We start from the raw sequence: 24,791 nt of genomic DNA on the forward strand, positions 1-24,791 counted from the left end.
GCACTTTCGGCGCCGGGACACCCGTTTCCGCGTGTCCCGGTGCCGATCGCGGGTCTGCGGGCCGAACCCGTGTCCTCAGGCCGGAGACGGTGTTGTCCACATAGCCTGTTGGCGGCCTTCACTGCGCGGCGTGCGAGTGCAATCTTGGGTTCATGACGGCACTCCCCAAGCTCGTTTTGACGCGGGATCTGGCCTCGATCGGCGCCGGCACCCGCCAGTTGCCCGCGGCAGTCAGGGCCGGTGTGCTCGTTCGGGTCCGCCAAGGCGTGTATGTCGACGCGGCCGCCTGGAACGGGTTGAAGCCGTGGGAACAGTACAGGCTCAGGGTGGTGGCCGCAGGGGAAACCTGTCATTCGCCCACGATCTTTTCCCATCACTCTGCTGCCACCACCATGGGCATTCCCACTATTGAACGGGGCCAACCTGTACACGCACTGACCACTTTCAGAGGAGGTGGAAGGTCGCGGGCCGGAATCCGCCGGCACCTAGTTGATGCCGGAACCATAGATGCCCACGAAGCTGACGGGCTGCTGATCACCTCACGGATCCAGACAGTCCTGGACCTCGCGGCATTCGTCCCCTTCGCCGAGGCCTTGGTACCCCTCGACCACGTTTTAAAACCCGATCCAGGCCGTAGCCTGCCGCCTCTTAGCAAGGAGGAACTGCTCGACGCCCTGCCGGCTAGGTACACGCCGGCGGCGGAGAGGCGGGTCCGGGCAGCCATAGAATTCGCCAGCCCGGAGTCGGGCTCTGCTGGTGAGTCGTACAGCCGCGGACTCATTCACTTGGCGGGGTTCGCGGCACCAACCCTTCAGTACGAAATCCGCAACAGCCGTGGCCGGATCGGCTGGTCGGACTTCTACTGGGAGCACAGCCGCACTGTCGGCGAATTCGACGGGTTCGCGAAGTACGAGAAGGCCGAATATCTCAAGGGCAGAACACCCGGGCAGGTTGTGGTGGCCGAGAAGATGCGGGAGGACAGCATCCGGGCGACCGGCCGCAATGTGGTGCGCTGGGTTTGGTCGGATCTGTGGACGGCCGGCGAACTTGAACGCAAGCTGTCCGATGCCGGGGTTCCGCGCCGCCGTCGGCCTTCCGTGGGACGCGACAACGGCCCGGGGACGCCATGACGGCCCGGCGACACCAGTTAACAGGTGTCACCGGACCGTTTGCGTGTCCTGGAACCAGATGCGCGTCAGAGCCGAGTGGGCGTCGAAGGCAGCGGGCCCGGCCTATTCCTCGATGTCGATGTGGGTCGGGTCCAGGACGCGGCGCAGGAATTCCTTGGTGCGGCCCTGCGTGGGTGCGGAAATGACCTGCTCGGCCACACCTTCCTCCACCACCACGCCGCCGTCCATGAACACCACGCGGTCGGCCACTTCGCGGGCGAAGCCCATCTCGTGCGTCACTACCAGCATGGTCATGCCTTCCTTGGCCAGGTTCCGCATGACCGAGAGGACATCGCCAACGGTCTCGGGGTCCAGCGCTGAGGTTGGCTCGTCGAAGAGCATCAGTTCCGGGTCCATGCTGAGCGCACGGGCAATGGCAACGCGCTGCTGCTGGCCGCCGGACAGCTGGTCCGGGAAACGGTCAGACAGGTGCCCCAGACCCACGCGCTCCAGGTTGTGCTCGGCCACCTTGTCGGCCTCTTCCTGGGACCGCTTCAGGACCTTCGTCTGGGCGATGGTGCAGTTCCGCTTGGCGTCCAGGTGCGGGAACAGGTTGAACTGCTGGAACACCATGCCCACTTTGCGGCGCATTTTGTCGATGTCCACGTCCGGGTCCGTGGCCTCGAAACCGCCCACGTGGATGGCACCCTCGTTGGGCTGCTCGAGCAGGTTGACGCAGCGCAGGAGGGTGGACTTGCCGGAGCCGGAGGGGCCGATCAGGCAAACCACTTCACCCGGTGCGACGTCCAGGCTGATGCCTTTGAGGACCTCGTTGGAGCCGTAGGACTTGCGCAGGTCCTTGATGGACACGCCGGCGGCGTTGATGGTGCCGGTGGTGCCGGGGTTGCCGGCGGAGGAATTTACGACGTCGTTCATGGCTTCCCTGCCTATCGCTTGGTCCGCGCGGAGCGGCTTTCGAACTTCCGGGCCAGGAGGCTCAGCGGGATGGTGATGACCAGGTAGAAGGCACCGGCCACGAGGAGCGGAGTGAGGCCGGCGCCCAGGCTGGAGATGCCGTCACGGCCGAACTTGGTGAGCTCGTACTGCGAGGCGGTCAGGCCCAGGACGTAGATCAGCGAGGAGTCCTTGGTGAGCAGGATGACCTCGTTGGTCAGCGGCGGCAGCACAATTTTGAAAGCCTGCGGGATCACGATGGACACCATGGCCCGCCACTGCGGCATGCCCAGCGATCGGGCGGCCTCGAGCTGTCCCTTGGGCACAGCCTGCAGGCCGGCCCGGAGCGTTTCAGCGATATATGCCGAAGCCACCATACCCAGCGAGATCATCACGATCAGGGTGACGTTCCACTGGACCCCAAAGGCGAGCGGGACACCGTAGCCGAACGCGATGAAGACCAGCAGTGCGGGGACGCCGCGGAAGAATTCGACATAGCCGGTGGCGATCCAGCGGTACAGCGGAAAGCTGGAGAGCTTCATCAGGGCCAGCAGCAAACCACCGGAAAGGCCCACCACGAAGCCTAGGAACGTATAAACGAGGGTGTTTTTGAGGCCCACCAGAAAGATGTCCGGGAACATCGGGCCGATCTTGCCGAAGTTGAAGACACTGTTGCCGATAGTCTTCCAGTCCGTGGCCAGGATCAGCGCGGCCACGGCCACAACGAAGATGCCGATTTGGACATACAGGCTTACTCTGGCCCGTTGACGTGCGGTCATTGCCATGGAGTGCTCACATTCATTTGCGTGGCTGAGGCCCCGGACGTACTGCGGTGCAAAGAGGCGGTGCAGTTCGTCAAGGGCCCCAGCGGCGTAATTCTCAGGGCTGTGAAAGTCTCAGTCCGAAAATGCTTTACTTGGCGGCCTCGCCGAACCAGGTGGTTTGGAACTTTTTCAGGCTGCCGTCGTCGGTGATGCGCTTCAGGGTTGCGTTGACCTTCTCGGCCATGGCGGTATTCCCCTTCTTGATGGAGATGCCCAGCTTCTCGCCGGACGTGTAGTCCTCCACGCGCTTGAACTTGGGGTCATCCTTGATGGCGTAGGCCAGGATGGACTGGTTGCCCAGGGCGGCGTCGATGGTGCCGGCCTGGATGGCCTGGACCAGGAGGCCGCTGTCCTCGAACTGCTGGGCGTCGATGCCGTGCTCGGAGGCGTACTTGGCGCCGGTGGTGGCCTGCTGGACGCCAACCTTCTTGCCCTTGGCGCTGTTGATGTCGGAGATTCCGGACGCAGTGGTGGCTACGAGCGTCAGGTCATCGTCCAGGTACGGGTTGGAGAAGTCCATCACGGACTTGCGGACGTCCGTGATGGAAACCGAAGAGATGGAGAGATCGCAGCCGGTCAGGGCGGTGCCGGTCTCGATGGCTTCGAAGGAGCTGTCCACCACGCTGAGTTCTGCCTTGAGGTCCTTGGCAACTTCGTTGGCGATGTCCATGTCGAAGCCCACGATCTTGCCGTCCTTCTGGAATTCGAAGGGCTCGTAGGGGACGTCCGAGCAGACGGTGAGCTTGCCTGCATTGATGAGCTGGACGCCGCCCTCGGATGCTGCCGGGGTGGACGTACCGCCGCAGGCAGTGAGGGTGAGTGCGCCGGCGGCAAGGATTGCTGCTGCCTTGGCGGCGATCTTGGCCTGGGCCAGGGACTTGAGCTGCATGTTTTTTACCTTTTGTTGCAGGGGTATGCGGTACTAAATCGGTTCATAGTGTATCGCCGAATAAGAGATGTGCATCACACGAAACTTAGTTTCACTATTGGATAACAAACGCTCCGCTTTAGACAAGAGTCTAGGGCCACGCAGTGTCCGGAATCCCGGACGGCGCATGGCCCGCAGCGTTAATGGTGGATGGAGCGCCCAAAACCTGTGTTCTAGTTGCCGAAGCCCAGCGATTCCAGCATGGGGCGGAACTTCGCCCAGGTCTCAGCCAGCTCAGCCTCGGGCTGCGACCCGTCCACGATTCCGCAGCCGGCATATAACCGCACGGTGTGAGCATCCTCGATGACCGCGCCGCGCAAAGCAATGCCCCACTCGCCGTTGCCGGCCGCGTCCAGCCAGCCCACCGGACCCGCGTATGGGCCGCGGTCCAGGTGCTCCAGCTTCCGGATGAGGGCTCCGGCCACCAGCGTGGGCGTGCCACAAACGGCGGCCGTGGGGTGCAACGCGTTGATGAGCGCCAGGCACGTGGGCACGTGGCCCTCCACCTCGGCCAGCTCCGCCTTAACGTCCGATGCCAGGTGCCACACGTTGGGCAACTCCAGAATAAAGGGCTCGTCGTGCGCGTTCATAGCCTCGGAAAACGGCGCCAGCTGCGAGGTCAGCGACTGAATGGCGATTTCGTGTTCGTGCCGCTGCTTCTCGGACCCGGCCAGCACACGCTCGGCGTAGTCCATCGGGATCCCGTCCTGGCCGTGGGCGTCGCGGCGGTCCAGTGTCCCCGCCAGCACGCGCGCCTGGGCAGTGCGGCCCTCCACCTGGATCAGCATCTCTGGGGTGGCACCCACCAGTCCGTCCACACCATAAGTCCAGCATTCGCGGTACCGGATGGCCAGCTCACGCAGCACGTTCGCTGCGTTCACGCCCGACGGCACCGTGGCCACTATGTCCCGGGCCAGCACCAGCTTCTCCAGCGCCCCGGTGCGGATCTCTGCCACCCCCGCGGCGACGGCAGCCATCCAGTCCTCCTCGCTGAGCGACCCCGTGTGCAATGTTGCTCCGGGAGCAGCAGGCAAAGGACGGACGACGGCGGCGTCCGGTTCTTCGGCGACGTCGCTGTGAATGCTGCCCCCGCTCAGCCAGCCCTCCAGGGCGGCGAGGGCGCCCGCTTCGGTGAGGTCGCCGTCGTCGAACGTTAACTGGGTGAGCCAATACTGGCCGTCGCGGACGCCCACCACGATTTCGGGCACAATCAGGCGCGATTCGTGCGCGGACTTCTTGGAGAAGGCGAAGGAGCCGAAGGCCACGGGACCGGTGCCGGGCAGTTCCACAGAGTCGGTGATGTCCGCTTCGAGGACGAGGTGCCGCCACCAGATGTCGGCCTCGAGGAAGCGGTCCGGGCCGGTTGCGGTGAAGCGCTTAAGTTCGCCGAAACCCACCAGGCCGGCTTCGCGGCGGGTCCAGCAGAGGACGTCGGCCCGGACCAGAAACTGCGGCAGTCCGCCGGCATATCCGTTGCCGTCCAGGGGGACTGTGAGGGTGCGGAACGTGCTCGTCATGATGAGACAACAGTACTCCCGCGGGTGCGTGCGGCCGCGCTGGGCGGTGCCGGGGCGTCCCCGGGCTCAGACCCGGGCCGGCCGGCCGGTGCGTCGCTCGGGCCCGGAAGGGGCCGTGAACAGTTCCGGCCGAAGTGCACGCATGCTCGCGACGTCGTCCAGGATGAAGCGCAGGTGGCTGCGAAGGCCGTCTTCCGCAGCCGAAAGGTCGCCGGCGAGAATAGCGTCCATTATGTGGCGGTGATCGGCGGCGTACTCCGTAATGCCGCGGTAGCCGCTGAGCCCCAGGTAGCGGGCGCGGTCCAGGTGGCCCTTGGCGTTAGACACAGTGGCCCAGGCTGTTTCGTGGCCGGCGATGGCCAGCAGCGTGCGGTGGAAGTCCTCGTCCAGCGGGTAGAACTCCTCGCGGGTGGTGCATGCGTCCTGTCGGTCCAGGAGTTCGTAGAGCGCGGCTGCGGTTTCCGGGGTGATGTTGCGGGCGCAGTCGGCCAGCGACGCGACCTCGATGGCCTCGCGGATGAACTGGGCCTGCGCCACGATGTGCGGGTCGAGGTAGGTCACGTAAGTGCCGCTCTGCGGGCGGATCTCCACGAGCCCTTCCTGCGCGATGAGCAGCAGTGCCTCGCGGATGGGCTGGCGGCTGGTGCCCAGATGGTGCGCGAGCTCGTTCTCGGAAAGAAGGGTCCCCGGCGCGTCCTCGCCGGAGATGATGCGCTCACGGATCTGCGCATACGCCATCATCCGGGCGGAAGTGCGCGGGGTGGTGTCGGGGGCTGCCATGCTTCCACAGTAGCGGTGCCGCCGAGTGCCGGCACCGTCAGCCCGGGGCTCCAAAACAGAGTTACGCCAGCTCTTGACACACTGGTATGGCAGTGCTTGAATGGCAGTCGTTGTTCCGATGAAGGGACAAGAAAGACGTCTGGCCATGCCGCATCATTGAAGCTGTGCATCCCAGACCCGTAGAACAGAGGGGTTCATGACGGCAACAATCAAGGCAGGCGCCACCCAGCGCTCATCCCAAGACCTGATCAGAACTGCAGTATCCGGATGGCTCGGAACGGCCATGGAATACATGGACTTCCAGCTCTATTCGCTGGCAGCAGCCATCATCTTCCCCAAAATTTTCTTCCCCAACTTCGACCCCGTTGTGGGCCTGCTGATCGCCTTCATCACCTACGGCGTGGGCTTCCTGGCCCGCCCGGTCGGCGCCTGGTTCTTCGGCCGCATGGGTGACCGTGTAGGCCGCAAGAAGGTCCTGGTCATCACCATCATGATGATGGGCGTGTCCACCATGCTCATCGGCTTCCTGCCCGGCTACGCCCAGATCGGCCTGGCCGCGCCGATCATCCTGGTGCTCCTCCGCCTCGCCCAGGGCTTCGGCGCCGGCGCCGAACTCTCCGGAGCGTCGGTCATGCTGGCCGAATACGCCCCGCCCAAAAAGCGCGGCCTGATCGCCTCCTTCGTCTGCCTTGGCACCAACTCCGGCACGCTGCTGGCCTCCGGCCTGTGGGTCCTGCTGACCCTCCTGCCCGAAGAAGCGCTCATGAGCTGGGGCTGGCGCCTGCCGTTCATCGCCAGCATCGGCATCACGCTGTACGCCCTCTGGATGCGCCGCAACCTGAAGGAGAGCCCGGTTTTCGAGGCCGCCCGTGAGCAGGAAATCGCCGACGCCGCTGCTGCCGCCTTCGCCGCTGAGTCCGGCACCGCCGTCGGACAGCCCGCGCCGGCCGTCAAGGCCAAGCGCAAGGGCAAGGCTTTCTTCCTGGCGATGGCCCTGCGGATCGGCGAATCCGGCAACTCGGCAATGATCCAGACCTTCCTCATCGGTTACATCGTCACCGGCCTGAGCATGGACAAGAGCGTGGGTACGTTTGCCCTGCTGATCGGCTCGTTCCTCGGCTTCGCCACGGTCCCGCTGGCCGGCTGGCTCTCCGACAAGCTCGGCCGCCGCACCATGTACCGCGCACTGTCCGGCTTCCAGATGCTCTTCGCCATCCCGGCCCTCCTGATGATGCAGTCCCGCGATCCGTTCCTGGTCTCGCTGGCCCTGATCATCGGCCTGTCCGTCTCCGTGCTGGGCATGTTCTCCGTCCAGTCCGCCTACGTGAACGAACTCTTCGGCTCCCGCAACCGCTACACGCAGCTGGCCATGGCCAAGGAAATCGGCGGCGTGCTGTCCGGTGGACTGGCCCCCATCATCGCCGCAGGCCTGCTGGCCCTCTTCACCAACTCGTGGTGGCCGGTCGCCGGAATGATGGTCCTCTATTCCGCCGTCGCCTTTGTAGCCACCTTCTTCGCCCCTGAAACCAAGGGACGCGACCTGACCCTCGTGGAGGACGCAGTATGAAAGCCGTGGTTGTCCATTCCGCTGGAGACCTGCGGCTCGAGGACCGTCCGGATCCGGCCTGCCCGGCCGGCTCGGTGATCGTCGACGTCGAATACGGCGGGATCTGTGGCTCGGACCTCCACTATGTCACTCACGGCGCTTCCGGGTTGAGCGTCCTGGCCGATCCCATGGTGCTGGGCCACGAGGTGGCCGGCCGGATCTCCAAGCTCGGCGAAGGCGTGGAGGGCTTCGCGGTGGGCGACGCCGTGACCGTCCACCCGGCCGTGTCCTGCGGCAAATGCACCGACTGCCTTGCCGGGCGCACCAACCTCTGCCCGCAGGTCACCTACTACGGCAGCGCCGCGCACCGGCCCCACACGGACGGCGCTTTCGCCTCCCGCAAGGCCGTCCCGGCGGGCCAGCTCCGCCGCCTGCCCGACGGCGTCACCACCCGCCAGGCCGCCGTCGCCGAACCGCTCGCGGTGGCGATCCATGCCGTCGGCCGGGCCGGCAGCCTCGCCGGCAAGGACGTTCTGGTCAACGGCGCCGGGCCCATCGGCGCGCTATTGGTGGCCGCCGCCCGCCGTGCCGGCGCTGCCAGCGTCGTCGCCAGCGATCTCTCGGAGACTTCGCTGGCGATCGCCAAGCGAATGGGAGCCGACGACGTCGTGCTGGTGGGTTCCGGCGCGCAGCTTCCCGAGGTGGATGTTGCGTTCGAGGCCTCCGGCGCTGCCCGCGCGCTGGGCGGTGTCCTCGCGGCCGTGCGTCGCGGCGGCATCGTGGTCCAGGTGGGCAACCTGCCGGCGGGGCCGGTGACGGCCGAGCTCGCCGCACTTGTTTTCCGGGAGATTGATTACCGCGGGACCTTCCGCTTCGCGGACGAGCTGGATGACGCCCTCGCTTACCTGGCGGACGGGCTGGACGTTGAGCCGCTGCTGACGCACACGTTCGACGCCGGTGACGTGGCTGAGGCGTTTGCCGTGGCTTCGGACCGGGGGACGGGGTCGTCGAAAGTCCTTCTCAAGTTTGTCTGAGACAATTGCATGGTGAACCGAGCATCCTTGGAAAAGCGTCCGGACGAAGTAGCCACGATGTTTGACGACGTCGCACCTAAGTACGACGTCGTCAACGATGTCCTCTCTATGGGGCAAACCCGCCGTTGGCGCAGGATCGTGGTGGACGCCATGGACATAAAGCGGGGCCAGCGGGTGCTCGACCTCGCTGCCGGAACAGGTACCTCCAGCGAGCCATATGCCGATGCAGGCATAGAGGTGGTGGCCTGCGATTTCTCCCTCGGCATGCTGAAGGTGGGCAAGCGCCGCCGCCCGGACATCAACTTTGTTGCCGGTGACGCCACCAACCTGCCCTTCGCGGACAACAGCTTTGACGCCAGCACCATCTCGTTCGGGCTGCGGAACGTCAACGAACCGAAGAAGGCGCTGGCCGAGATGCTCCGCGTCACCAAGCCCGGCGGCAAGCTGGTCATCGCCGAGTTCTCCGCGCCGGTTGTGCCGCTGTGGCGCACGATGTATACCGAATACCTTATGCGTGCCCTCCCGGCCATCGCCGTGAAGGTCGCGTCCAACCCCGACGCCTATGTCTATCTCGCCGAGTCCATCCGCGCCTGGCCGGACCAGGACCACCTGGCCGCGTGGCTGCAGGAATCGGGCTGGGAAAACGTCACCTACCGCAACCTGACCGGCGGGATTGTGGCCGTTCACCGGGCCACTAAGCCCCTCGAATCAACCCCGGACGGCGGTGCGGCCGCAATTGCCGCGCACAAGGGACCCGTGGCCAAGCTCCGCCGCAACATCACCCGCTGATACCTGTGAATGTATTGATCGTCGGCGCGGGGCCGGCCGGCTCCACCGCCGCGTACTACCTTGCCAAAGCCGGCCTCGAAGTGACCGTCCTGGAGAAAACCAGCTTCCCGCGCGAGAAGGTCTGCGGCGACGGCCTTACCCCGCGCGCGGTCCGCGAAATCCAGAAGCTGGGACTGCCGCACCCTGAAGCGGACGGCTGGCGCCGCAACAAGGGTCTGCGGCTTATCGCCGGCGGCCGGACCATCGAACTGCCCTGGCCCGAGGTGTCCGACTTCCCTCAGTACGGCCTGATCCGCACCCGCCTGGGCTTCGACGAGGAACTGGCCCGGCACGCGAAGGCCGCCGGCGCCGAGATCCTGGAACGGCACAGCGTCACCGAAGCCCTCCGTAACGACGACGGCCGCGTGACCGGTGTCCGCGCAGCGCTCCTGGACGAGTCCGGACGCAAGACGGGGGAGACGCGCGACTTCAGCGCCGACGTCGTACTCGCAGCAGACGGAAACTCCACGCGAACCGCCGTGTCCCTCGGCATCCAGAAACGTGATGACCGCCCCCTCGGCGTCGCCGTGCGCACCTACTTCACGTCCCTACGCAGCGATGACGACTGGATGGAAGGCTGGCTGGAGCTCCCCGGCCGCGACGGGAAGCTGCTCCCCGGTTACGGCTGGGTGTTCGGCGTGGGCGACGGTACCTCAAACGTGGGCCTGGGCATCCTGAACTCGTCCAAGGAATTCGGCAAGCTGGACTACAAGCAGGTCCTGCGCGAATGGACCGCGGCCATGCCGGCCGAGTGGGGTTTCACGCCGGAGAACCAGGTGGGGGAGATCCGCGGCGCCGCGCTGCCCATGGGCTTCAACCGCACACCGCACTACTCGCCCGGACTCCTGCTCCTGGGCGACGCCGGCGGCATGGTGTCCCCGTTCAACGGCGAGGGCATCTCCTACGCGATGGAGTCGGCGCGGTTCGCGGCGGAGTTCATCATTGATGCGTCCGCGCGGTCCTTCGCGGCGGGGTCACCGTACGACGCCGACGCGCACCTCGCCGGGTACGCGGACTATGTGCGGGGCCAGTGGGGATCGCACTTCACACTGGGACGGGCCTTTGCCGCGCTGATCGGAAAACCTGCCGTCATGAAACTCGCGCTGCGGACCGGGATGCCTATCCCCGTGCTGATGCGCTTTGTGGTGCGGCTGCTCGCCAACCTGACCGATCCGGCCGCGAAGGGCTTTGAGGACCGGGTGATCCGTGTTTTGGAATCGTTGGTTCCGGCCACATCCAACACCCATTCGGCTTCGAACCAGCGGTATCCGCAACATAAAGTTAGGGTTAACCAGTGACTAACTCCGCAGACCACAGCTGGACGCACGCCGGGCACGGCCTGCAGGACTCCGAACCGAGCCTCAACACCACCGCGATCGCCACGGGACTGCAGCTTCCCGCCGGGTTCGCGGCCATCGCGGAGGACGCCGAGCTGGGCCCCGCCATCACCACCAACCTGGCCCGCGTGGAGAAGAAGCTCCGCGAGGCCATTGCCAACTCCGATCCACTGGCTGACGCAACGTCGCGCCACCTCGTGGAAGCAGGCGGCAAGCGCGTCCGGCCGTTGCTGACCCTGCTGTGCGCCCATCTCGGCGACGCATCCCGCCCTGCTGTTGTTCAGGCGGCCGTGGTGGTGGAGCTGACCCACCTGGCAACGCTCTACCACGACGACGTGATGGACTCTGCTCCCTTCCGCCGCGGCGCCCCCACGGCCCACGAGGTCTGGGGCAACTCCGTGGCCGTCCTTACCGGCGACCTCATCTTTGCCCGCGCGTCCATCCTGGTGTCCGAGCTGGGTTCCCGTGCGCTGGGCATCCAGGCCCGTACTTTCGAGCGCCTGTGCCTGGGCCAGCTGCACGAAACCGTAGGGCCGCGCCCGGACGAGGACCCGGTGGAGCATTACCTGTCCGTCATCGCGGATAAGACCGGTTCGCTGGTTGCTGCTTCCGGCCAGCTCGGTGCGATCTTCGCCGGCGCCGATGAGGCCTACGAGGATTTGCTGGTGGAATATGGCGAGAAGGTGGGCGTGGCGTTCCAGCTGGCCGACGACGTCATCGATGTCACCGGCGTCAAGGTCAAGTCCGGCAAGTCCCCGGGTACCGACCTCCGTGAAGGCGTCCCCACGCTGCCGGTCCTGTTCCTGCGCCGGGATGCCGCCGCAGGCGACCAGTCCGCCGTCGAACTTTTGAAGCTTATTGACGGGGACCTGACCTCTGATTCCGCGCTGGCCGCTGCCGTGGCCGGTTTGCGCGAACACCCGGTCACCGCCGAATCCTGGGTGGTTGCGCGCCGCTGGGCGGACGAAGCCATCGCCGCCCTGGCGCCGCTTCCTGAGGGTGTGGTGAAGGCCTCGCTGTCCAACTTCGCGCTGGCCGTGGTGGACCGCGCCAGCTGATTTTTTGGATGCCCCGAAGCCCGGCTCCTCGAATGAAAAGGTGCCGGGCTTCCTTGCGTCTGCTCAGCAACGGCCGGCCTTTGGCTTAAATGCAATAGCCCCGGTTCTCAGCAACGTTACGAGTCATACGTTGCTGAGAACCGGGGCTATATCTCCGTTCGCATCAGACCCGCCGGAGGCGTTTAGCGGATCCATGAACAGCATATGACAGATCTGTCACAGAATGCAAGCCTGATGTTATTGCCCGTGTCATATGCACCCACGCCTTCGTGGGGCAGATCGCGGGCGGGTATGCGCCTTCCCGGACAGGGGAGCGGCGTGTGCGTGTCGAAGTGCCCCACGACGGCGGGGTTGTCCACATGGCGCAGCCCGGATCTGCCGCCTAGCGTAGTTCAGGGGCACCGTTGGGCCCATGGATATTGAGACTTTCCTCAACCTTCGCGCGGGAGTGGCCCGGGCAGGTTCTTTGCGCCGAGCCGGGTTTTCCCGGACTTCCCTCGACAAAGCCTTGACCGCCGGGCGAATTGTTCGCATCCGGCGAGGCATCTACAGCTTGCCCAAGCAGGCCGGCGTGCTGGGATTGGCCCTGCGGCACAACTCTCTGCTGACGTGTCTATCGGCCGCGCCGATGTACCAGTTGTGGACGGTGCATAAGGCCGGCGCCGTGCACCTGAGCCCGGGTCACAAGAGGACACCGCCGGGGACGCTGACCCACGGCCGCTGCCCCCACCCAGTCCACCCTTGGCTGCCGATCGCCGGGCTGGCGGACGTCCTCATACACGCGTTGCGCTGCCTGCCCGAGGTAGAGGCGCTCGTCATGGTCCAGTGCGCTGCCCAGCGGGGGGACGTGACGGTGGATTTCCTGCGGCGCAAGCTGCCCGGAAACCGAAACGCCCGCGCCAGGTCGGTCCTGGACAGCGTGATCCCGCGGGCGGATTCCCTGCTTGAGGTGCTGGCCAATTACCACTTCCGGCGGGCCGGGCTGCATGTCCGCCGGCATGTCCCGATTCCAGGCGTGGGCGAAGTGGACTTCTTCATTGAGGAGTGCCTGGTGGTGGAAACCGACGGAAGTACTCATTTGGAACCACGGCAAGTTAAGAAGGATCGCAAGCGCAACAACGCCACGGTCAGCGGCGGACGTCTCGTCCTCAGATTCGGCTATGACGACGTCGTCCATCACCCCGAGCGGATGGTAGGCGAGGTATTGGCAGTACTGGAGCAGTCCCGGCGGGGAGCATTCGGCAGCAGTTAGGGCCGCCGTCGTGGGGCACTCCGGGCCTCATAGCCGCAGAAATGGGGTTGGATTGCGGCGGGTTCGTGTCGAAGTGCCCCGATTAGGCCGGTAGACACTGCCAAACCCGGCCGGGGGGCGGGCCGGCCTAGGACCAGCCGAACAAATCAGTCCTCTTCGTCGTTGAAGGCCCACTCGAACATGTCGAAGACGAACTCCGAGAATGTCCCTTCTTCGCTCTTCCACTGGGCCCGGGCGTTGTTGCGGCGGTACACGATGGGATCGGGAACGCTGAGGTCGCCCACGCGGAAGCCCCAGGTGAACTGTTCCTCTTCATCTTCGAGGAACATCAGGAAGCCTTCGTCATCAACTTCCAGCTCTTCGGGGTCCCAGAAGTAGTGGTAGGCCTCCATGAGGTCCTCGCAGCCGCCAACGGCCTGGTAGAACTCCTTCAGCACCAGCGGAACCTGGAACTGGTGTTCGGCGAGGGCCGCGTCCAGTTCGTCCGTGGCCAGGCCGTCTTCTTCCTGCCATTCGTCCTCGAGATATTTCGGAACAAGCGAGCGGAACTTCTCGAGGAACATGTCAGTCATGGTCCCAATCCTAGCTAATCGCGGCCGCCTCCAGAGCCGCCCCCCACACCCCGCCGGTGCCAGCCGCGCACGGCAAGCGGGGCCTGCCAGGAACGGCGCCACGCCACGACGCGGAAGGTGAACACCACGGCGGCGATTGCGACAGCCGTCAGGACATTAAAGGCGCCCGCAACCCACAGGACGGCGGTCAGCGCCGCCCCCAGGAAAGCCGGGAGGGCATAGATGTCCTTCGGGTTGAAGAGCTCGGGCACCTCATTGGCGGTGACGTCGCGCAGCAGGCCGCCTCCCACCGCCGTCATCACTCCCAGAAGTACCGCCGCTACAGGGTTCATGCCTGCCGCTAGGGCCTTGACTGTCCCCGTCATGCAGAACAGCGCCAGCCCGCCGGCGTCGAACAGGAGCAGCAGCGAGGTGTACCGTCGGACGCTGGTATAGAGGAAGTACACCAGGACGGTGGCCAGCAACGGCGGGAATAGGTAGGCAGGGTTGCTGAACGCTGCCGGCGGGCCGTCGTCGAGAATCAGGTCGCGGATCAGACCGCCGCCCAGGCCCACGAGGGATGCCAGGAGCAGCGATCCCACAATGTCGATGTTCTTCCGCGCCGCCAGGAGGGAGCCGGATACCGCGAAGAAGAAAACGCCCACCAGGTCCAGCCACACAGGAACGTTGTTAAAGGCGAATGTCATGGGCATCCCGGCTTCTTAAAGTGGGCGGACAGGGCGGCTCCAACGCTACGCTAGCTCCTATGAACAACCCGATCATGATCGCCTGTGCCCACGGGACGTCCAGCAGCCAGGGCGCCGCTGAGGTCAACGCCCTGCGTGCCGCGATCGCCGCGCTGCGCCCGGGCCTTGATGTGCGGGAGGCCTACGTGGACGTCCAGCAGCCGGACCTCGTGGACGTCGTGGCAGGCCTGCCTGACGGCGCCGAAGCCGTGGTGGTGCCTTTGCTGCTGAGCGTGGGGTACCACGTCAAAGTGGACATCGCACGGGCCGTGAAGAGCAGGCCGGGGAGCCTCGCAGCCGCGCCGCTCGGGCCCGATCCCCGCCTCGCCGCCCTGCTCGACGAGCGACTCCGTGAGGCCGGCGTCACCGACCGCGACGCGATCGTCCTCGCCGCCGCCGGGTCCTCCAACCCCAATGCCGCGGTCAGCGTGGAAGAACTCGCTGCCCAGCTCGGGGAACTGCGGCGGAACCGGACTGTGGCCGCCTATGGTGCCTCGGCCAAACCCTCAGTGCCCGACGCCGTCGCCATGCTCCGCGAGGAAGCGGCCGGAGGTGCCGGGGCAGGAGAGTCCGCAGGAGCCGTGGACGACGGCGGCCGCGTGGTCATCGCCTCCTACCTCCTCGCGCCGGGGTTCTTCCACAACCAGCTCGCCAAGGCGGGCGCGGACCTCGTGACGGAACCACTGCTGCCGTCGGACGTGCTCGCGGAGATTGCGCTGGAACGGTTCGACTTCGCCGTCGCACGCGGTCAGTAACGGGGCCCCGGGCGCCCCTGAAAACAACGGTGCGGCGAATCACAGGAGTAGGGCTTCTTCAAGGCTCGCCGGTGGTTCGTGACGAAATGTTTCCCTAGGTGACTCAGCGTTTCCCGACCCTTTGTGACGCAATTCGGGGGCACCTACAGTCGATGCATGACTGATACAGCTCTAGCCGGAGCGTCCGCGGACCCCGCAGCCGCCAAGCGCCCTGCACGCCCCTCCCGACCCGCCGCAAAGCCGCACGGGCAGTGGAAAGTGGACGGCAAAACCCCCCTGAACGCCAACGAAACCTGGAAGCAGGAAGACGACGGCCTCAACGTCCGCGAGCGTATCGAGACCATCTACTCCAAGGACGGCTTCGACGCCATCCCCGGCGAGGACCTCCACGGACGCTTCCGCTGGTGGGGCCTGTACACGCAGCGCAAGCCCGGGATCGACGGCGGCAAGACCGCAACGCTCGAGCCGCACGAGCTGGAGGACAAGTACTTCATGCTGCGCGTGAGGATCGACGGCGGCGCGCTCACCACCGAGCAGCTGCGCGTCATCGGCCAGATTTCCGTTGATTTCGCCCGTGACTCCGCCGACCTCACTGACCGGCAGAACATCCAGCTGCACTGGATCCGGGTGGAGGACATCCCTGAGATCTGGGCCCGGCTGGAAGGTGTTGGCCTGTCCACCACCGAGGCCTGCGGCGACGTTCCCCGTGTCATCCTCGGCTCGCCCGTGGCCGGCATCGCCAAGGACGAGATCATCGACCCCACGCCGCTGATCGCGGAACTGGGGGAGCGGTTTATCGGCAACCCCCTGTTGTCCAACCTGCCGCGCAAGTACAAAACGGCCATCACCGGCCACCCCAGCCAGGACGTGGTCCACGAGATCAACGACTTCGGCCTGGTGGGCATGGTCCATCCCGAACTGGGCGCCGGCTATGACCTCTGGGTGGGCGGTGCGCTGTCCACCAATCCGATGCTGGCCAAGCGTCTCGGCGCGTTTGTCCGGCCGGAGGAAGCAGCCGACGTGTGGCTCGGCGTCACCAGCATTTTCCGTGACTACGGGTACCGCCGCATGCGCACCAAGGCGCGCCTGAAGTTCCTGCTGGCCGACTGGGGCCCGGTGAAGTTCCGCCAGATCCTGGAGGACGAATACTTGGGCTATAAGCTGGCCGACGGTCCCGCCGCACCCAAGCCCACCTCCCCGGGCGACCACATCGGCGTGCACGAACAGAAGGACGGCAAGTTCTTCATCGGCGCCACCCCGCTGGCCGGCCGCCTTTCCGGCGCGCAGCTGGTGAAGCTCGCGGACACCCTCGAGGCCGCCGGCTCCTACCGCCTGCGCACCACGCCGCACCAGAAGCTGGTGGTCCTGGACGTTGCCAAGGACCAGGTTGAGCCGCTGGTTGCCGAGCTGGATGCGCTGGGCCTCTCCGCCCGCCCGTCCGTGTTCCGGCGCGGGACCATCGCCTGCACCGGCATCGAATACTGCAAGCTGGCCATCGTGGAAACGAAGGTCACCGCCGCGACCGCCGTGGCCGACCTCGAACGCCGCCTGGCAGACCTCGCCGCCTCCGGTGAACTGCCGCACGCACTGTCCCTCCACATCAACGGCTGCCCCAACTCCTGCGCCCGCATCCAGACCGCGGACATCGGACTTAAGGGCATGATGCTGCCAACGCCCGACGGCGATCCCTCCCCGGGTTTCCAGGTCCACCTGGGCGGCGGGCTGGCTTCGTCCGACCGCGAAGAGGCTGGCCTGGGACGCACCGTCCGCGGCCTCAAGGTGTACGTCGAGGACCTGCCGGAGTATGTGGAGCGCGTCGTCCGCACCTTCGTTGCCCAGCGCGTCGAAGGCCAGACCTTCGCCGAATGGGCCCACGCAGCAGAAGAGGAGGCCCTCCAGTGAGCAAGCACGCCCTCGGCGTCGACCCGGTGGTTGAGCTGACCCCGGTGGGTGCGACCGTCGAAACCAAGGCCGCCCTCCGCACCCACGACGAACTCAAGGCACTCGCCGAAGCCGGCGCCGCCGAGCTCGGCTGGGACGCCCCCGCCCGGGACGTGATCGCCTGGGTCGGGCGCAACTTCGACCTGCCCGCCGTCGCGGTTGCCTGCTCCATGGCCGACGCCGTCCTGCCGGCCCTCGTCGCGGACCAGATGCCCGGCGTCGACGTCCTGTTCCTGGAAACCGGCTACCACTTCAAGGAAACGTACGCCACGCGCGATGAAGTGGCCGCGAACCTCCGCGTCAACGTGGTGGACGTGCTCCCCGAGAACACGGTTGAAGAGCAGGACCGGCTCCTGGGCAAGGACCTCTTCGCCCGCGACGCCGCCCAGTGCTGTGCCCTCCGCAAGGTGGCCCCGCTGCAGCGCACCCTGGCCGGCTACGAGATCTGGTTCACGGGCGTCCGCCGCGACGAGGCTCCCACCCGCACCAACACCCCGCTGGTCGGCTGGGATGAAAAGAACGGGCTGGTCAAGGTCAACCCGGTGGCCGCCTGGACGTTCGACCAGCTGGTCCAGTACTCCGAAGACAACCTCCTGCCCGTCAACCCGCTGCTTTCCCAGGGTTACCCCTCGATCGGCTGCCAGCCCTGCACCCGCAAGGTGGCGCCCGGCGATGACCCCCGCGCCGGCCGCTGGGCCGGTTCCGACAAGACAGAATGCGGACTACACGTATGAGCACCCTTAACGACACTCTGGTATCGACAGGCTCGGTTTCGACAGGCTCAACCATCGAGATCCCCACGCGCCTCTCCAGCCTGGACACCCTCGAATCCGAAGCCATCCACATCATCCGCGAGGTTGTTGCCGAGTTCGAGAAGCCTGCGCTGCTCTTCTCCGGCGGCAAGGATTCCGTGGTGATGCTGCACCTGGCCACCAAAGCGTTCTGGCCGGGCAAGGTCCCGTTCCCCGTGCTGCACGTGGACACCGGCCACAACTTTCCCGAGGTCATCGAGTTCCGCGACCGCACGGTGGAGCGCCTGGGCCTGAAGCTGGTTGTCGGCTCCGTCCAGGAGTTCATTGACCGCGGCGAACTGGCCGAACGCGCCGACGGCACCCGCAACCCGCTGCAGACCGTCCCGCTGCTGGACGCCATCCAGCAGAACAAATTCGACGCCGTGTTTGGCGGCGGCCGCCGGGACGAGGACAAGGCCCGCGCCAAGGAGCGCATCCTGAGCCTGCGGGACGAATTCGGCCAGTGGGACCCACGCAACCAGCGCCCCGAACTGTGGAACCTCTACAACGGCCGCCACACCGTGGGCCAGCACGTCCGCGCGTTCCCCATCAGCAACTGGACCGAGCTGGACATCTGGCGCTATATCGAACGCGAGAACATCGAGCTGCCGGGCCTGTACTACGCCCACGACCGCGAAGTATTCTCCCGCGACGGCATGTGGCGGGCGGTGGGCGACGTTTCCCAGCCTCTGCCGCACGAAGAGGTCATCATCAAAACTGTCCGCTACCGCACTGTGGGCGACATGTCCTGCACCGGCGCCGTCGAATCAGACGCCGCAACGGTGAGCGACGTCGTCGTCGAAGTTGCCGCCTCCACCATCACCGAACGTGGCGCCACCCGCGCAGATGACCGCATCTCCGAGGCCGCCATGGAAGACCGCAAGAAGGATGGGTACTTCTAATGACGTCCACGATTTCGACCAGCTCAATCACCGAGCTCGAGGCAGCACTGCCCACCACCCTCTTCCGGTTCGCCACCGCAGGATCGGTCGACGACGGGAAGTCCACTTTGGTGGGCCGCCTCCTGCACGACTCCAAAGCGATCCTCGCAGACCAGCTCGACGCCGTTGCCCGCACCTCCGCGGACCGCGGCTTTGGCGGGGCTGGAGCCACGGGCACGAAAGCGATCGACCTGGCCCTCCTGACGGACGGCCTGCGTGCCGAGCGCGAGCAGGGCATCACCATCGACGTGGCCTACCGCTACTTCGCCACGGACCAGCGCAGCTTCATCCTCGCGGACTGCCCCGGGCACGTTCAGTACACCAAAAACACGGTGACCGGCGCGTCCACGGCGGATGCCGTCGTCGTACTTATTGACGCCCGCAAGGGTGTCTTGGAGCAGACCCGCCGGCACCTGTCCGTGCTGCAGCTGCTGCGCGTGGCGCACGTGATTGTGGCCGTGAACAAGATCGACCTGGTGGACTTCAGCGAGTCCGTATTCCGTGAAATCCAGGCAGACGTGCAGCAGGTGGCCCGGGAACTGGGCATTGGCTCCGCCGAACTGGGCACCGCGGACCACCTCGACGACCTGCTGGTCATCCCGGTGTCCGCCCTCGACGGCGACAACGTGGTGGACCGTTCCGAGCGCACTCCCTGGTACGACGGGCCGGCCCTGCTGGAGGTCCTCGAAACCCTGCCCGCCGCGGACGAGATCGACACGCAACTGGAGAGCTTCCGCTTCCCCGTGCAGCTGGTCATCCGGCCGCAGGGTGCGCTGGCTCCCGACGCCCTGGCCGCCGGCCTGAACGTCGAGGCCTACCGCGACTACCGCGCCTACGCCGGCCAGATCACCGAAGGTTCCGTGAAGGTGGGCGACAAGGTCTCCGTGCTGACGCCGGGCCAGTCGCCGCGGACCACGACGGTCATCGGCATCGATTTCGCGGGGGAATCGCTGGAGGAAGCGTTTGCGCCGCAGTCGGTGGCGATCCGCCTGGCCGAAGAGTTCGACGTCGCCCGAGGTGACACGATTGCTGCCGCCGGCACTGTCCGCGAAGCCTCCGCTGACCTGTATGCCGCACTGTGCTGGCTTTCGCCCAAGCCGTTGCGGGAAGGCGCCAAGGTGCTCGTGAAGCACGGCACCCGCACGGTCCAGGCGCTGGTCCGCAGCGTCAGCGGCAAGCTGGACCTGGCCTCCTTCAAGCTTGAGGGCGCGTCCAGCCTGGAGCTCAACGACATCGGCCACGCGCAGCTCCGGCTGGCCGCGCCGCTGCCGCTGGAGAACTACCTGCACCACCGCCGCACGGGCGCGTTCCTGGTGATCGACCCGCAGGACGGCAACACGCTGGCTGCCGGCCTGGTCAAGGACCACCCGGGCGACCACGAGGACGAGCGCTACTCCATCTGAGTCCAGCTTGAACTGCCCTGCCCCGCATAACTGGTGCTGCCCAGCACCGATTATGCGGGGCAGAGCCGTTCTTGCGTGCTTCAGGGTTGGGGCGGCTACCAGTTAATCCGGCCGGCCGACCACCACTTGTGCGGGACTGTGGGTGATATAACCGGTCAGCCAGGAAGACAGTGCCCGCACCTTCTGCTGGAATCCGGACAGGAGCGCCAGGTGGACCAAGAGCCAGGACACGAAGGCGAGCGGACCCTGAAGTTGGATTCGCTGGCGCCCGATTTCAGCAACCGCCGCGCCCCTGCCGATCATCGCCATGTACCCCTTGTCAAGATATTTGAAAGGCCGCCGGGTACCGCCCGTGAGGTCGGCATAGATGTTGCCCGCAGCCCATTTCCCTGCCTGCTGCGCGACGGAACCCAGCTGCGGCAATCTTGTCCCGGTGGAATCGGTCATGTTGGCGGCGTCACCGAGGACGTACACGCCCTCGACGCCGGGCGCAGTCAGGTCCGGTTTGACGTCGACGCGTCCGCCCTTGCCCTGCGGCACGCCCGAGCGGGCAATGATGTCGCCGGCCTTCAGGCCACCGGCCCACACCACCACACGGGTTGGTATGGCCGTCCCGTCGGCCAGCGTCACGCCGTCGGCCCTGACCTCTGTCACGCCGACCCCCAAGTGGAGCTGGACGCCCATCTTAGTCAAGCGTTTCTTGGTGTACTCCTGCGACTTCACCGAAAAGGCACTCAAGACAGTCGGAACCATGTCTACCAAGTGGACGCGGCACCGGCCTGCGAGCTCCGGCGAAAAGTATTTCGGCACCACGAACTTTACGGTTTCCGCCATGGCACCGGCGGTTTCCACACCCGTGGGGCCGCCGCCGACGACGACGACGTCGACGGAGCCTCCTGACTCCCGATCCGCGACGTCCAGCAGGTGGGTGAGCCTGGTTCCCAGCCGGGTCGCGTCGGTGACCGAATACAGCGGAAAGGCATGTTCCTCGGCGCCCGGGGTATTGAAGAAGTTCGGGACTGCGCCTGGCGCGATGACCAGAATCTGCGCCTCGAACGTGTCACCATCGACGGTGCTCACGGTTCGGTTGGCTGCATCAATCCCTGCCACTTCCGCGGTCAGCACCCGCACCTTCCGGACGCGCCGGAAGACGGACCGAAGCGGCCGGGCAATAGCCGACACCCCGATCTGGGATGTCGCCACCTGATAGAGGAGCGGCTGGAACTGGTGGTAGTTGTTGGCGTCGACAAGCAGGACGTTCACGCCCTTGCGACCCAGTGTTTTGGCGGCCGTTTTGCCTGCGAAGCCGCCCCCGACCACGATGACCTGGTATGTGTGTTCCATCCGTGCAACCTACTCCACCTGAAGCCGGTGGAACAGTGCCATGGGGTCTCTTCGCCTTGATCCTGGACGAGAAGCCGCGCACCCCGTCAAGGTTCGCCACAAACTGTGGCAGCTCATCACCGTCGAAGCGGGACTGACCCGGCTGTTGGCCGCGTCCTCCGGCGTCGGCAATGTGACGCCGCGTGAACCCGCGTGACCCCCCGTTTCTGCTTCATTGAATGGGTTTATGCCACTCCCTATGGTGAAACCATGACAAGTTCCAAGCCCGGGATGACCCGCATCGTGGCAGGCGAAAGCGCAGTACCCCGTCGCAAGCGTGCCATCGAGGCTGCCCTGGCCATCGGACTCGTCTTACTGATTGCCGTTGGTGCCGTGGTGGCCTCCAATATTTCCCGGGACGCGTCGGCAGAGGCTGCGATTCCGGCGCCCACGCCGGCCGCAGAATTGAAATTGGGCTACTTCGGAAACCTGACCCACGCGCCGGCACTGGTGGGGGTCAAGCAGGGGATACTTGCCCGCAACCTGGGGAACACCAAGCTCAGCACCGAGACTTTTAATGCCGGGCCTGCCGCGATCGAGGCCCTGAATGCCGGCGCCATCGACGCCACCTATATCGGCCCGAACCCGGCGATCAACTCGTTCGTCAAGAGCCGAGGCGAATCGGTGAGCATCATCGCCGGTGCGGCCGCGGGCGGCGCGCAGTTGGTGGTGCGCCCGGAGATTAGTTCCGCCGCGGATCTGAGGGGCAAGATCCTGGCGTCGCCGCAGCTTGGCGGGACGCAGGATGTGGCACTGCGGGCGTGGCTGTCCGCGCAGGGCTACAAAACCAATGTTGATGGCAGCGGGGACGTGGCCATCAACCCCACGGAGAACGCGCAGACGCTGAAGCTGTTCCAGGACGGAAAGCTCGACGGCGCATGGTTGCCTGAGCCGTGGGCGTCCCGTTTGGTGCTCCAGGCCGGAGCCAAGGTCCTGGTGGATGAAAAGGATCTCTGGGACGGTTCGCTGTCCGGCAACGCCGGCGAGTTCCCCACCACCATCCTGATCGTGAACAAGCAGTTCGCCGCCGCACACCCGGACACCGTGAAAGCACTGCTGCGCGGCCACGCCGAGTCAGTGGCGTGGCTGAACACAGCTCCCGCCGGGGAAAAGTCCAGCGTCATCAACTCCGCCCTGCAGGAATCGGCGGGCGCAGCACTTCCCGCCGATGTCCTGGAACGCTCGCTGCAGAACGTCATCTTCACCGTGGACCCGCTCGCCGGAACCTATCCCAAATTGCTTAAGGACGGCGCAGACGCCGGCACCACCAAGCAGGCCGACATCACCGGACTGTTCGACCTCCGCGCCCTGAACGAAGTCACCGGGGGTTCCATCTCCGCCGCTGACCTCGGCCAGGACTGACCGCGCAGCCACCGCATCACCCCTTATTTAAGGACGGGACCATGCCAGTCGTACTGGAACAGCTGGGCAAGCGCTTCGGCGACGGCGCCCCGGTGCTGGAGGATGTCAACGCCACCATCGGCGCGGGCGAGTTCGTCGCGCTCCTCGGCGCCTCCGGCTGCGGGAAATCCACGCTTCTGAACATCATGGCGGGACTGGAGGTCCCGACGTCGGGCGCCCTCGAAGTACCCAGCGACGGTGCCGCGTTTATGTTCCAGGACGCCGCGCTCTTCCCGTGGCTGACCGCGCGGGAGAACATCGAGCTGGCCCTGAAAATGCGCGGGGTGGGGAAGGCTGAACGCCGGAGTAAAGCCGGTGAACTGCTGGACCTGGTGCACCTTGGCGAGGCAGGGGACAAACGTCCGCATGAACTCTCCGGCGGCATGCGCCAGCGCGTGGCCCTCGCCCGGGCGCTGTCGCAGGACCGGCAGTTGCTGCTGATGGACGAGCCCTTCGCTGCCCTCGACGCCATCACCCGCGACCTCCTCCACGACGAGCTGGAACGCATCTGGAAGGAAACAGGGCGCACCATCGTCTTTGTCACGCACAACGTCCGTGAGGCTGTCCGGCTCGGCCAGCGCGTGCTGCTGCTGTCGTCCCGCCCCGGCCGGGTGGTCCAGGAGTGGGCCGTCACCGAGGAACACCGAACCGACGCCGGCCTGGCCGGACAGCTGACCGGGGTCATCACCGCCCGGCTGCGTGAGGAGATTCGCCGCCATGCCAAGTAAGTTCCCCAATCCGGTGGTTGAACCGGTCGAGACCAAGCCGGTGGTTGAGCTTGTCGAGACCAGGCACATCACTGCGGCACTGACCCGAACCTCCACCGGGCATGAGGACCTGCGTGAGCTGGAGGCCGGGCTCGATTCGCTCCAGTCTGACGCTGCCCGCAAGCACCGGATCGACTGGAGCCGCGTGCTCCTGCCGGTGGGCGCACTGGCTGTCCTGATCCTGATCTGGCAGTTCTACGTCTCTCTTGGCCTGAAACGGCGCGACCAGATCCCCGGGCCGCTCGACGTGCTCGGCCAGCTCGGTGTCCTCTGGGGCGACGCCAAACTGCAGGACGCTGTGTGGACTTCGCTGGAACGCGGGATCGTGGGGTTCCTGATCAGCGTGGCCATCGCCACTCCTGTCGGGCTGTTGCTCGCCCAGGTTGCCCCGCTGCGCCGCGCCTTCGGACCCCTGATTTCAGGACTGCAGGTCCTGCCATCCGTGGCCTGGGTGCCGGCCGCGATCATTTGGTTCGGCCTGACCGACGCCACTGTCTACTTCGTGGTGTTTATGGGTGCGATTCCGTCCATCATCAACGGCCTGATCTCCGGCGTGGACCAGATCCCGCCGCAGTACCGCCGCGTGGGCACAGTCCTGGGTGCGAACCGGCTGCAGATGGCCCTGCAGATCGTCCTGCCGGCCGCGCTGCCCGGGTATCTCGGTGGCCTCAAGCAGGGCTGGGCGTTCTCGTGGCGGTCCCTTATGGCCGCGGAAATCATCGCAGTCGGCGGGACCATCGGCTTCGGCCTGGGCTCCATGCTAAACCAGGGCCGCGACCTGTCGGACATGACCATCGTGATGGCCGCGATCCTGCTGATCCTGGCCGTCGGTATCCTGATCGAGCTTCTGGTGTTCGCGCCGATCGAGAAGCGCCTCCTCCGCAGCCGCGGCCTCCTCGCCGGCAGCACCCGCTAACCCTTTCGGCACACCAGCTTCACGCAGAG

At 65.9% G+C, this 24,791-nt stretch carries 24 protein-coding genes; 16 read left to right on the plus strand and 8 right to left on the minus strand.

Translation table 11 applies throughout. From position 1 onward, the window contains the following. The first annotated feature begins 152 nt into the window (after positions 1-152). The gene (locus ABIB27_RS13710; RefSeq protein ID WP_354254065.1) at positions 153-1,130 is read left to right on the plus strand and encodes a hypothetical protein; all 978 of its coding nucleotides are present in this window, start codon (positions 153-155) and stop codon (positions 1,128-1,130) included. A gap of 102 nt (positions 1,131-1,232) precedes the next feature. On the opposite strand, the gene ABIB27_RS13715 is transcribed toward ABIB27_RS13710, so the two are convergent. The 5 genes from ABIB27_RS13715 to ABIB27_RS13735 form a co-directional block, all read right to left on the minus strand. Then, positions 1,233-2,045: an amino acid ABC transporter ATP-binding protein gene (locus ABIB27_RS13715; protein WP_354216399.1), complete on the minus strand. Its 813-nt coding sequence runs from the start codon at positions 2,043-2,045 to the stop codon at positions 1,233-1,235. An 11-nt stretch (positions 2,046-2,056) separates the two neighbouring features. Then, positions 2,057-2,848 (minus strand): amino acid ABC transporter permease, encoded by a 792-nt coding sequence (locus tag ABIB27_RS13720; RefSeq protein ID WP_354216400.1) that lies wholly within the window; start codon positions 2,846-2,848, stop codon positions 2,057-2,059. Between the two features lie 127 nt (positions 2,849-2,975). Continuing rightward, a complete protein-coding gene (locus ABIB27_RS13725) occupies positions 2,976-3,776 on the minus strand; it encodes an ABC transporter substrate-binding protein (protein WP_354216401.1) in 801 nt (266 codons plus the stop codon). A gap of 212 nt (positions 3,777-3,988) precedes the next feature. Continuing rightward, positions 3,989-5,332 carry an isochorismate synthase gene (locus ABIB27_RS13730; protein ID WP_354216402.1) on the minus strand — a complete coding sequence of 448 codons (1,344 nt, stop codon included), beginning with the start codon at positions 5,330-5,332 and terminating at the stop codon, positions 3,989-3,991. 66 nt (positions 5,333-5,398) lie between these two features. After that, positions 5,399-6,112: a GntR family transcriptional regulator gene (locus ABIB27_RS13735; protein ID WP_354216403.1), complete on the minus strand. Its 714-nt coding sequence runs from the start codon at positions 6,110-6,112 to the stop codon at positions 5,399-5,401. Positions 6,113-6,308: 196 nt separating this feature from the next. Between ABIB27_RS13735 and ABIB27_RS13740 the strand changes: the two genes are divergently transcribed. From ABIB27_RS13740 to ABIB27_RS13765, 6 genes are all read left to right on the plus strand, one after another. Next, complete coding sequence (locus tag ABIB27_RS13740) at positions 6,309-7,679, plus strand: MFS transporter (RefSeq protein WP_354216404.1); 1,371 nt, start codon at positions 6,309-6,311, stop codon at positions 7,677-7,679. Then, positions 7,676-8,692: an L-idonate 5-dehydrogenase gene (locus ABIB27_RS13745; RefSeq protein ID WP_354216405.1), complete on the plus strand. Its 1,017-nt coding sequence runs from the start codon at positions 7,676-7,678 to the stop codon at positions 8,690-8,692. The genes ABIB27_RS13740 and ABIB27_RS13745 overlap by 4 nt, the downstream gene beginning before the upstream one ends. A 12-nt stretch (positions 8,693-8,704) precedes the next feature. Next, positions 8,705-9,481 (plus strand): demethylmenaquinone methyltransferase, encoded by a 777-nt coding sequence (locus ABIB27_RS13750; protein ID WP_354254066.1) that lies wholly within the window; start codon positions 8,705-8,707, stop codon positions 9,479-9,481. Positions 9,482-9,486: 5 nt separating this feature from the next. Then, positions 9,487-10,818 carry a geranylgeranyl reductase family protein gene (locus tag ABIB27_RS13755; protein ID WP_354216406.1) on the plus strand — a complete coding sequence of 444 codons (1,332 nt, stop codon included), beginning with the start codon at positions 9,487-9,489 and terminating at the stop codon, positions 10,816-10,818. Continuing rightward, positions 10,815-11,915: a polyprenyl synthetase family protein gene (locus ABIB27_RS13760; protein WP_354216407.1), complete on the plus strand. Its 1,101-nt coding sequence runs from the start codon at positions 10,815-10,817 to the stop codon at positions 11,913-11,915. The genes ABIB27_RS13755 and ABIB27_RS13760 overlap by 4 nt, the downstream gene beginning before the upstream one ends. A 412-nt stretch (positions 11,916-12,327) precedes the next feature. Next, positions 12,328-13,167 carry a DUF559 domain-containing protein gene (locus ABIB27_RS13765; protein WP_354216408.1) on the plus strand — a complete coding sequence of 280 codons (840 nt, stop codon included), beginning with the start codon at positions 12,328-12,330 and terminating at the stop codon, positions 13,165-13,167. 146 nt (positions 13,168-13,313) lie between these two features. On the opposite strand, the gene ABIB27_RS13770 is transcribed toward ABIB27_RS13765, so the two are convergent. Together ABIB27_RS13770 and ABIB27_RS13775 are read right to left on the minus strand one after the other, a co-directional pair. Beyond that, a complete protein-coding gene (locus ABIB27_RS13770) occupies positions 13,314-13,739 on the minus strand; it encodes a hypothetical protein (RefSeq protein WP_354216409.1) in 426 nt (141 codons plus the stop codon). Between the two features lie 14 nt (positions 13,740-13,753). Then, entirely contained in the window at positions 13,754-14,425 is a 672-nt protein-coding gene (locus ABIB27_RS13775; protein ID WP_354216410.1) for a trimeric intracellular cation channel family protein, read from the minus strand. 59 nt (positions 14,426-14,484) lie between these two features. On the opposite strand from ABIB27_RS13775, the gene ABIB27_RS13780 reads away from it, so the two are divergent. The 5 genes from ABIB27_RS13780 (at position 14,485) to ABIB27_RS13800 (ending at position 20,295) form a co-directional block, all read left to right on the plus strand. After that, complete coding sequence (locus ABIB27_RS13780; RefSeq protein ID WP_354216411.1) at positions 14,485-15,219, plus strand: sirohydrochlorin chelatase; 735 nt, start codon at positions 14,485-14,487, stop codon at positions 15,217-15,219. 156 nt (positions 15,220-15,375) lie between these two features. After that, on the plus strand, positions 15,376-17,121 hold the full coding sequence (locus ABIB27_RS13785; RefSeq protein WP_354216412.1) for a nitrite/sulfite reductase: 1,746 nt from the start codon (positions 15,376-15,378) through the stop codon (positions 17,119-17,121). Further along, positions 17,118-17,894, plus strand: coding sequence for a phosphoadenylyl-sulfate reductase (locus ABIB27_RS13790; protein ID WP_354216413.1), 777 nt, complete (start codon positions 17,118-17,120; stop codon positions 17,892-17,894). The genes ABIB27_RS13785 and ABIB27_RS13790 overlap by 4 nt, the downstream gene beginning before the upstream one ends. Beyond that, on the plus strand, positions 17,891-18,853 hold the full coding sequence (gene cysD / locus ABIB27_RS13795; protein ID WP_354216414.1) for a sulfate adenylyltransferase subunit CysD: 963 nt from the start codon (positions 17,891-17,893) through the stop codon (positions 18,851-18,853). The genes ABIB27_RS13790 and cysD overlap by 4 nt, the downstream gene beginning before the upstream one ends. Further along, positions 18,853-20,295: a sulfate adenylyltransferase subunit 1 gene (locus ABIB27_RS13800; protein WP_502909221.1), complete on the plus strand. Its 1,443-nt coding sequence runs from the start codon at positions 18,853-18,855 to the stop codon at positions 20,293-20,295. Before cysD ends, ABIB27_RS13800 begins: the two co-directional genes overlap by 1 nt. A gap of 102 nt (positions 20,296-20,397) precedes the next feature. On the opposite strand, the gene ABIB27_RS13805 is transcribed toward ABIB27_RS13800, so the two are convergent. After that, the gene (locus tag ABIB27_RS13805; protein WP_354216415.1) at positions 20,398-21,639 is read right to left on the minus strand and encodes an NAD(P)/FAD-dependent oxidoreductase; all 1,242 of its coding nucleotides are present in this window, start codon (positions 21,637-21,639) and stop codon (positions 20,398-20,400) included. Between the two features lie 40 nt (positions 21,640-21,679). On the opposite strand from ABIB27_RS13805, the gene ABIB27_RS13810 reads away from it, so the two are divergent. From ABIB27_RS13810 to ABIB27_RS13825, 4 genes are all read left to right on the plus strand, one after another. After that, positions 21,680-21,835 carry a hypothetical protein gene (locus ABIB27_RS13810; RefSeq protein ID WP_354216416.1) on the plus strand — a complete coding sequence of 52 codons (156 nt, stop codon included), beginning with the start codon at positions 21,680-21,682 and terminating at the stop codon, positions 21,833-21,835. A 74-nt stretch (positions 21,836-21,909) separates the two neighbouring features. Further along, positions 21,910-23,040, plus strand: a complete 1,131-nt coding sequence (locus tag ABIB27_RS13815; RefSeq protein ID WP_354216503.1) for an ABC transporter substrate-binding protein — start codon at positions 21,910-21,912, stop codon at positions 23,038-23,040. A gap of 41 nt (positions 23,041-23,081) precedes the next feature. Next, complete coding sequence (locus tag ABIB27_RS13820) at positions 23,082-23,807, plus strand: ABC transporter ATP-binding protein (RefSeq protein ID WP_354216417.1); 726 nt, start codon at positions 23,082-23,084, stop codon at positions 23,805-23,807. Continuing rightward, positions 23,797-24,762, plus strand: a complete 966-nt coding sequence (locus tag ABIB27_RS13825; RefSeq protein WP_354216418.1) for an ABC transporter permease — start codon at positions 23,797-23,799, stop codon at positions 24,760-24,762. Before ABIB27_RS13820 ends, ABIB27_RS13825 begins: the two co-directional genes overlap by 11 nt. Positions 24,763-24,791 lie beyond the last annotated feature (29 nt).

This window comes from Arthrobacter sp. UYEF21, assembly GCF_040546085.1.
Lineage (GTDB): Bacteria > Actinomycetota > Actinomycetes > Actinomycetales > Micrococcaceae > Arthrobacter.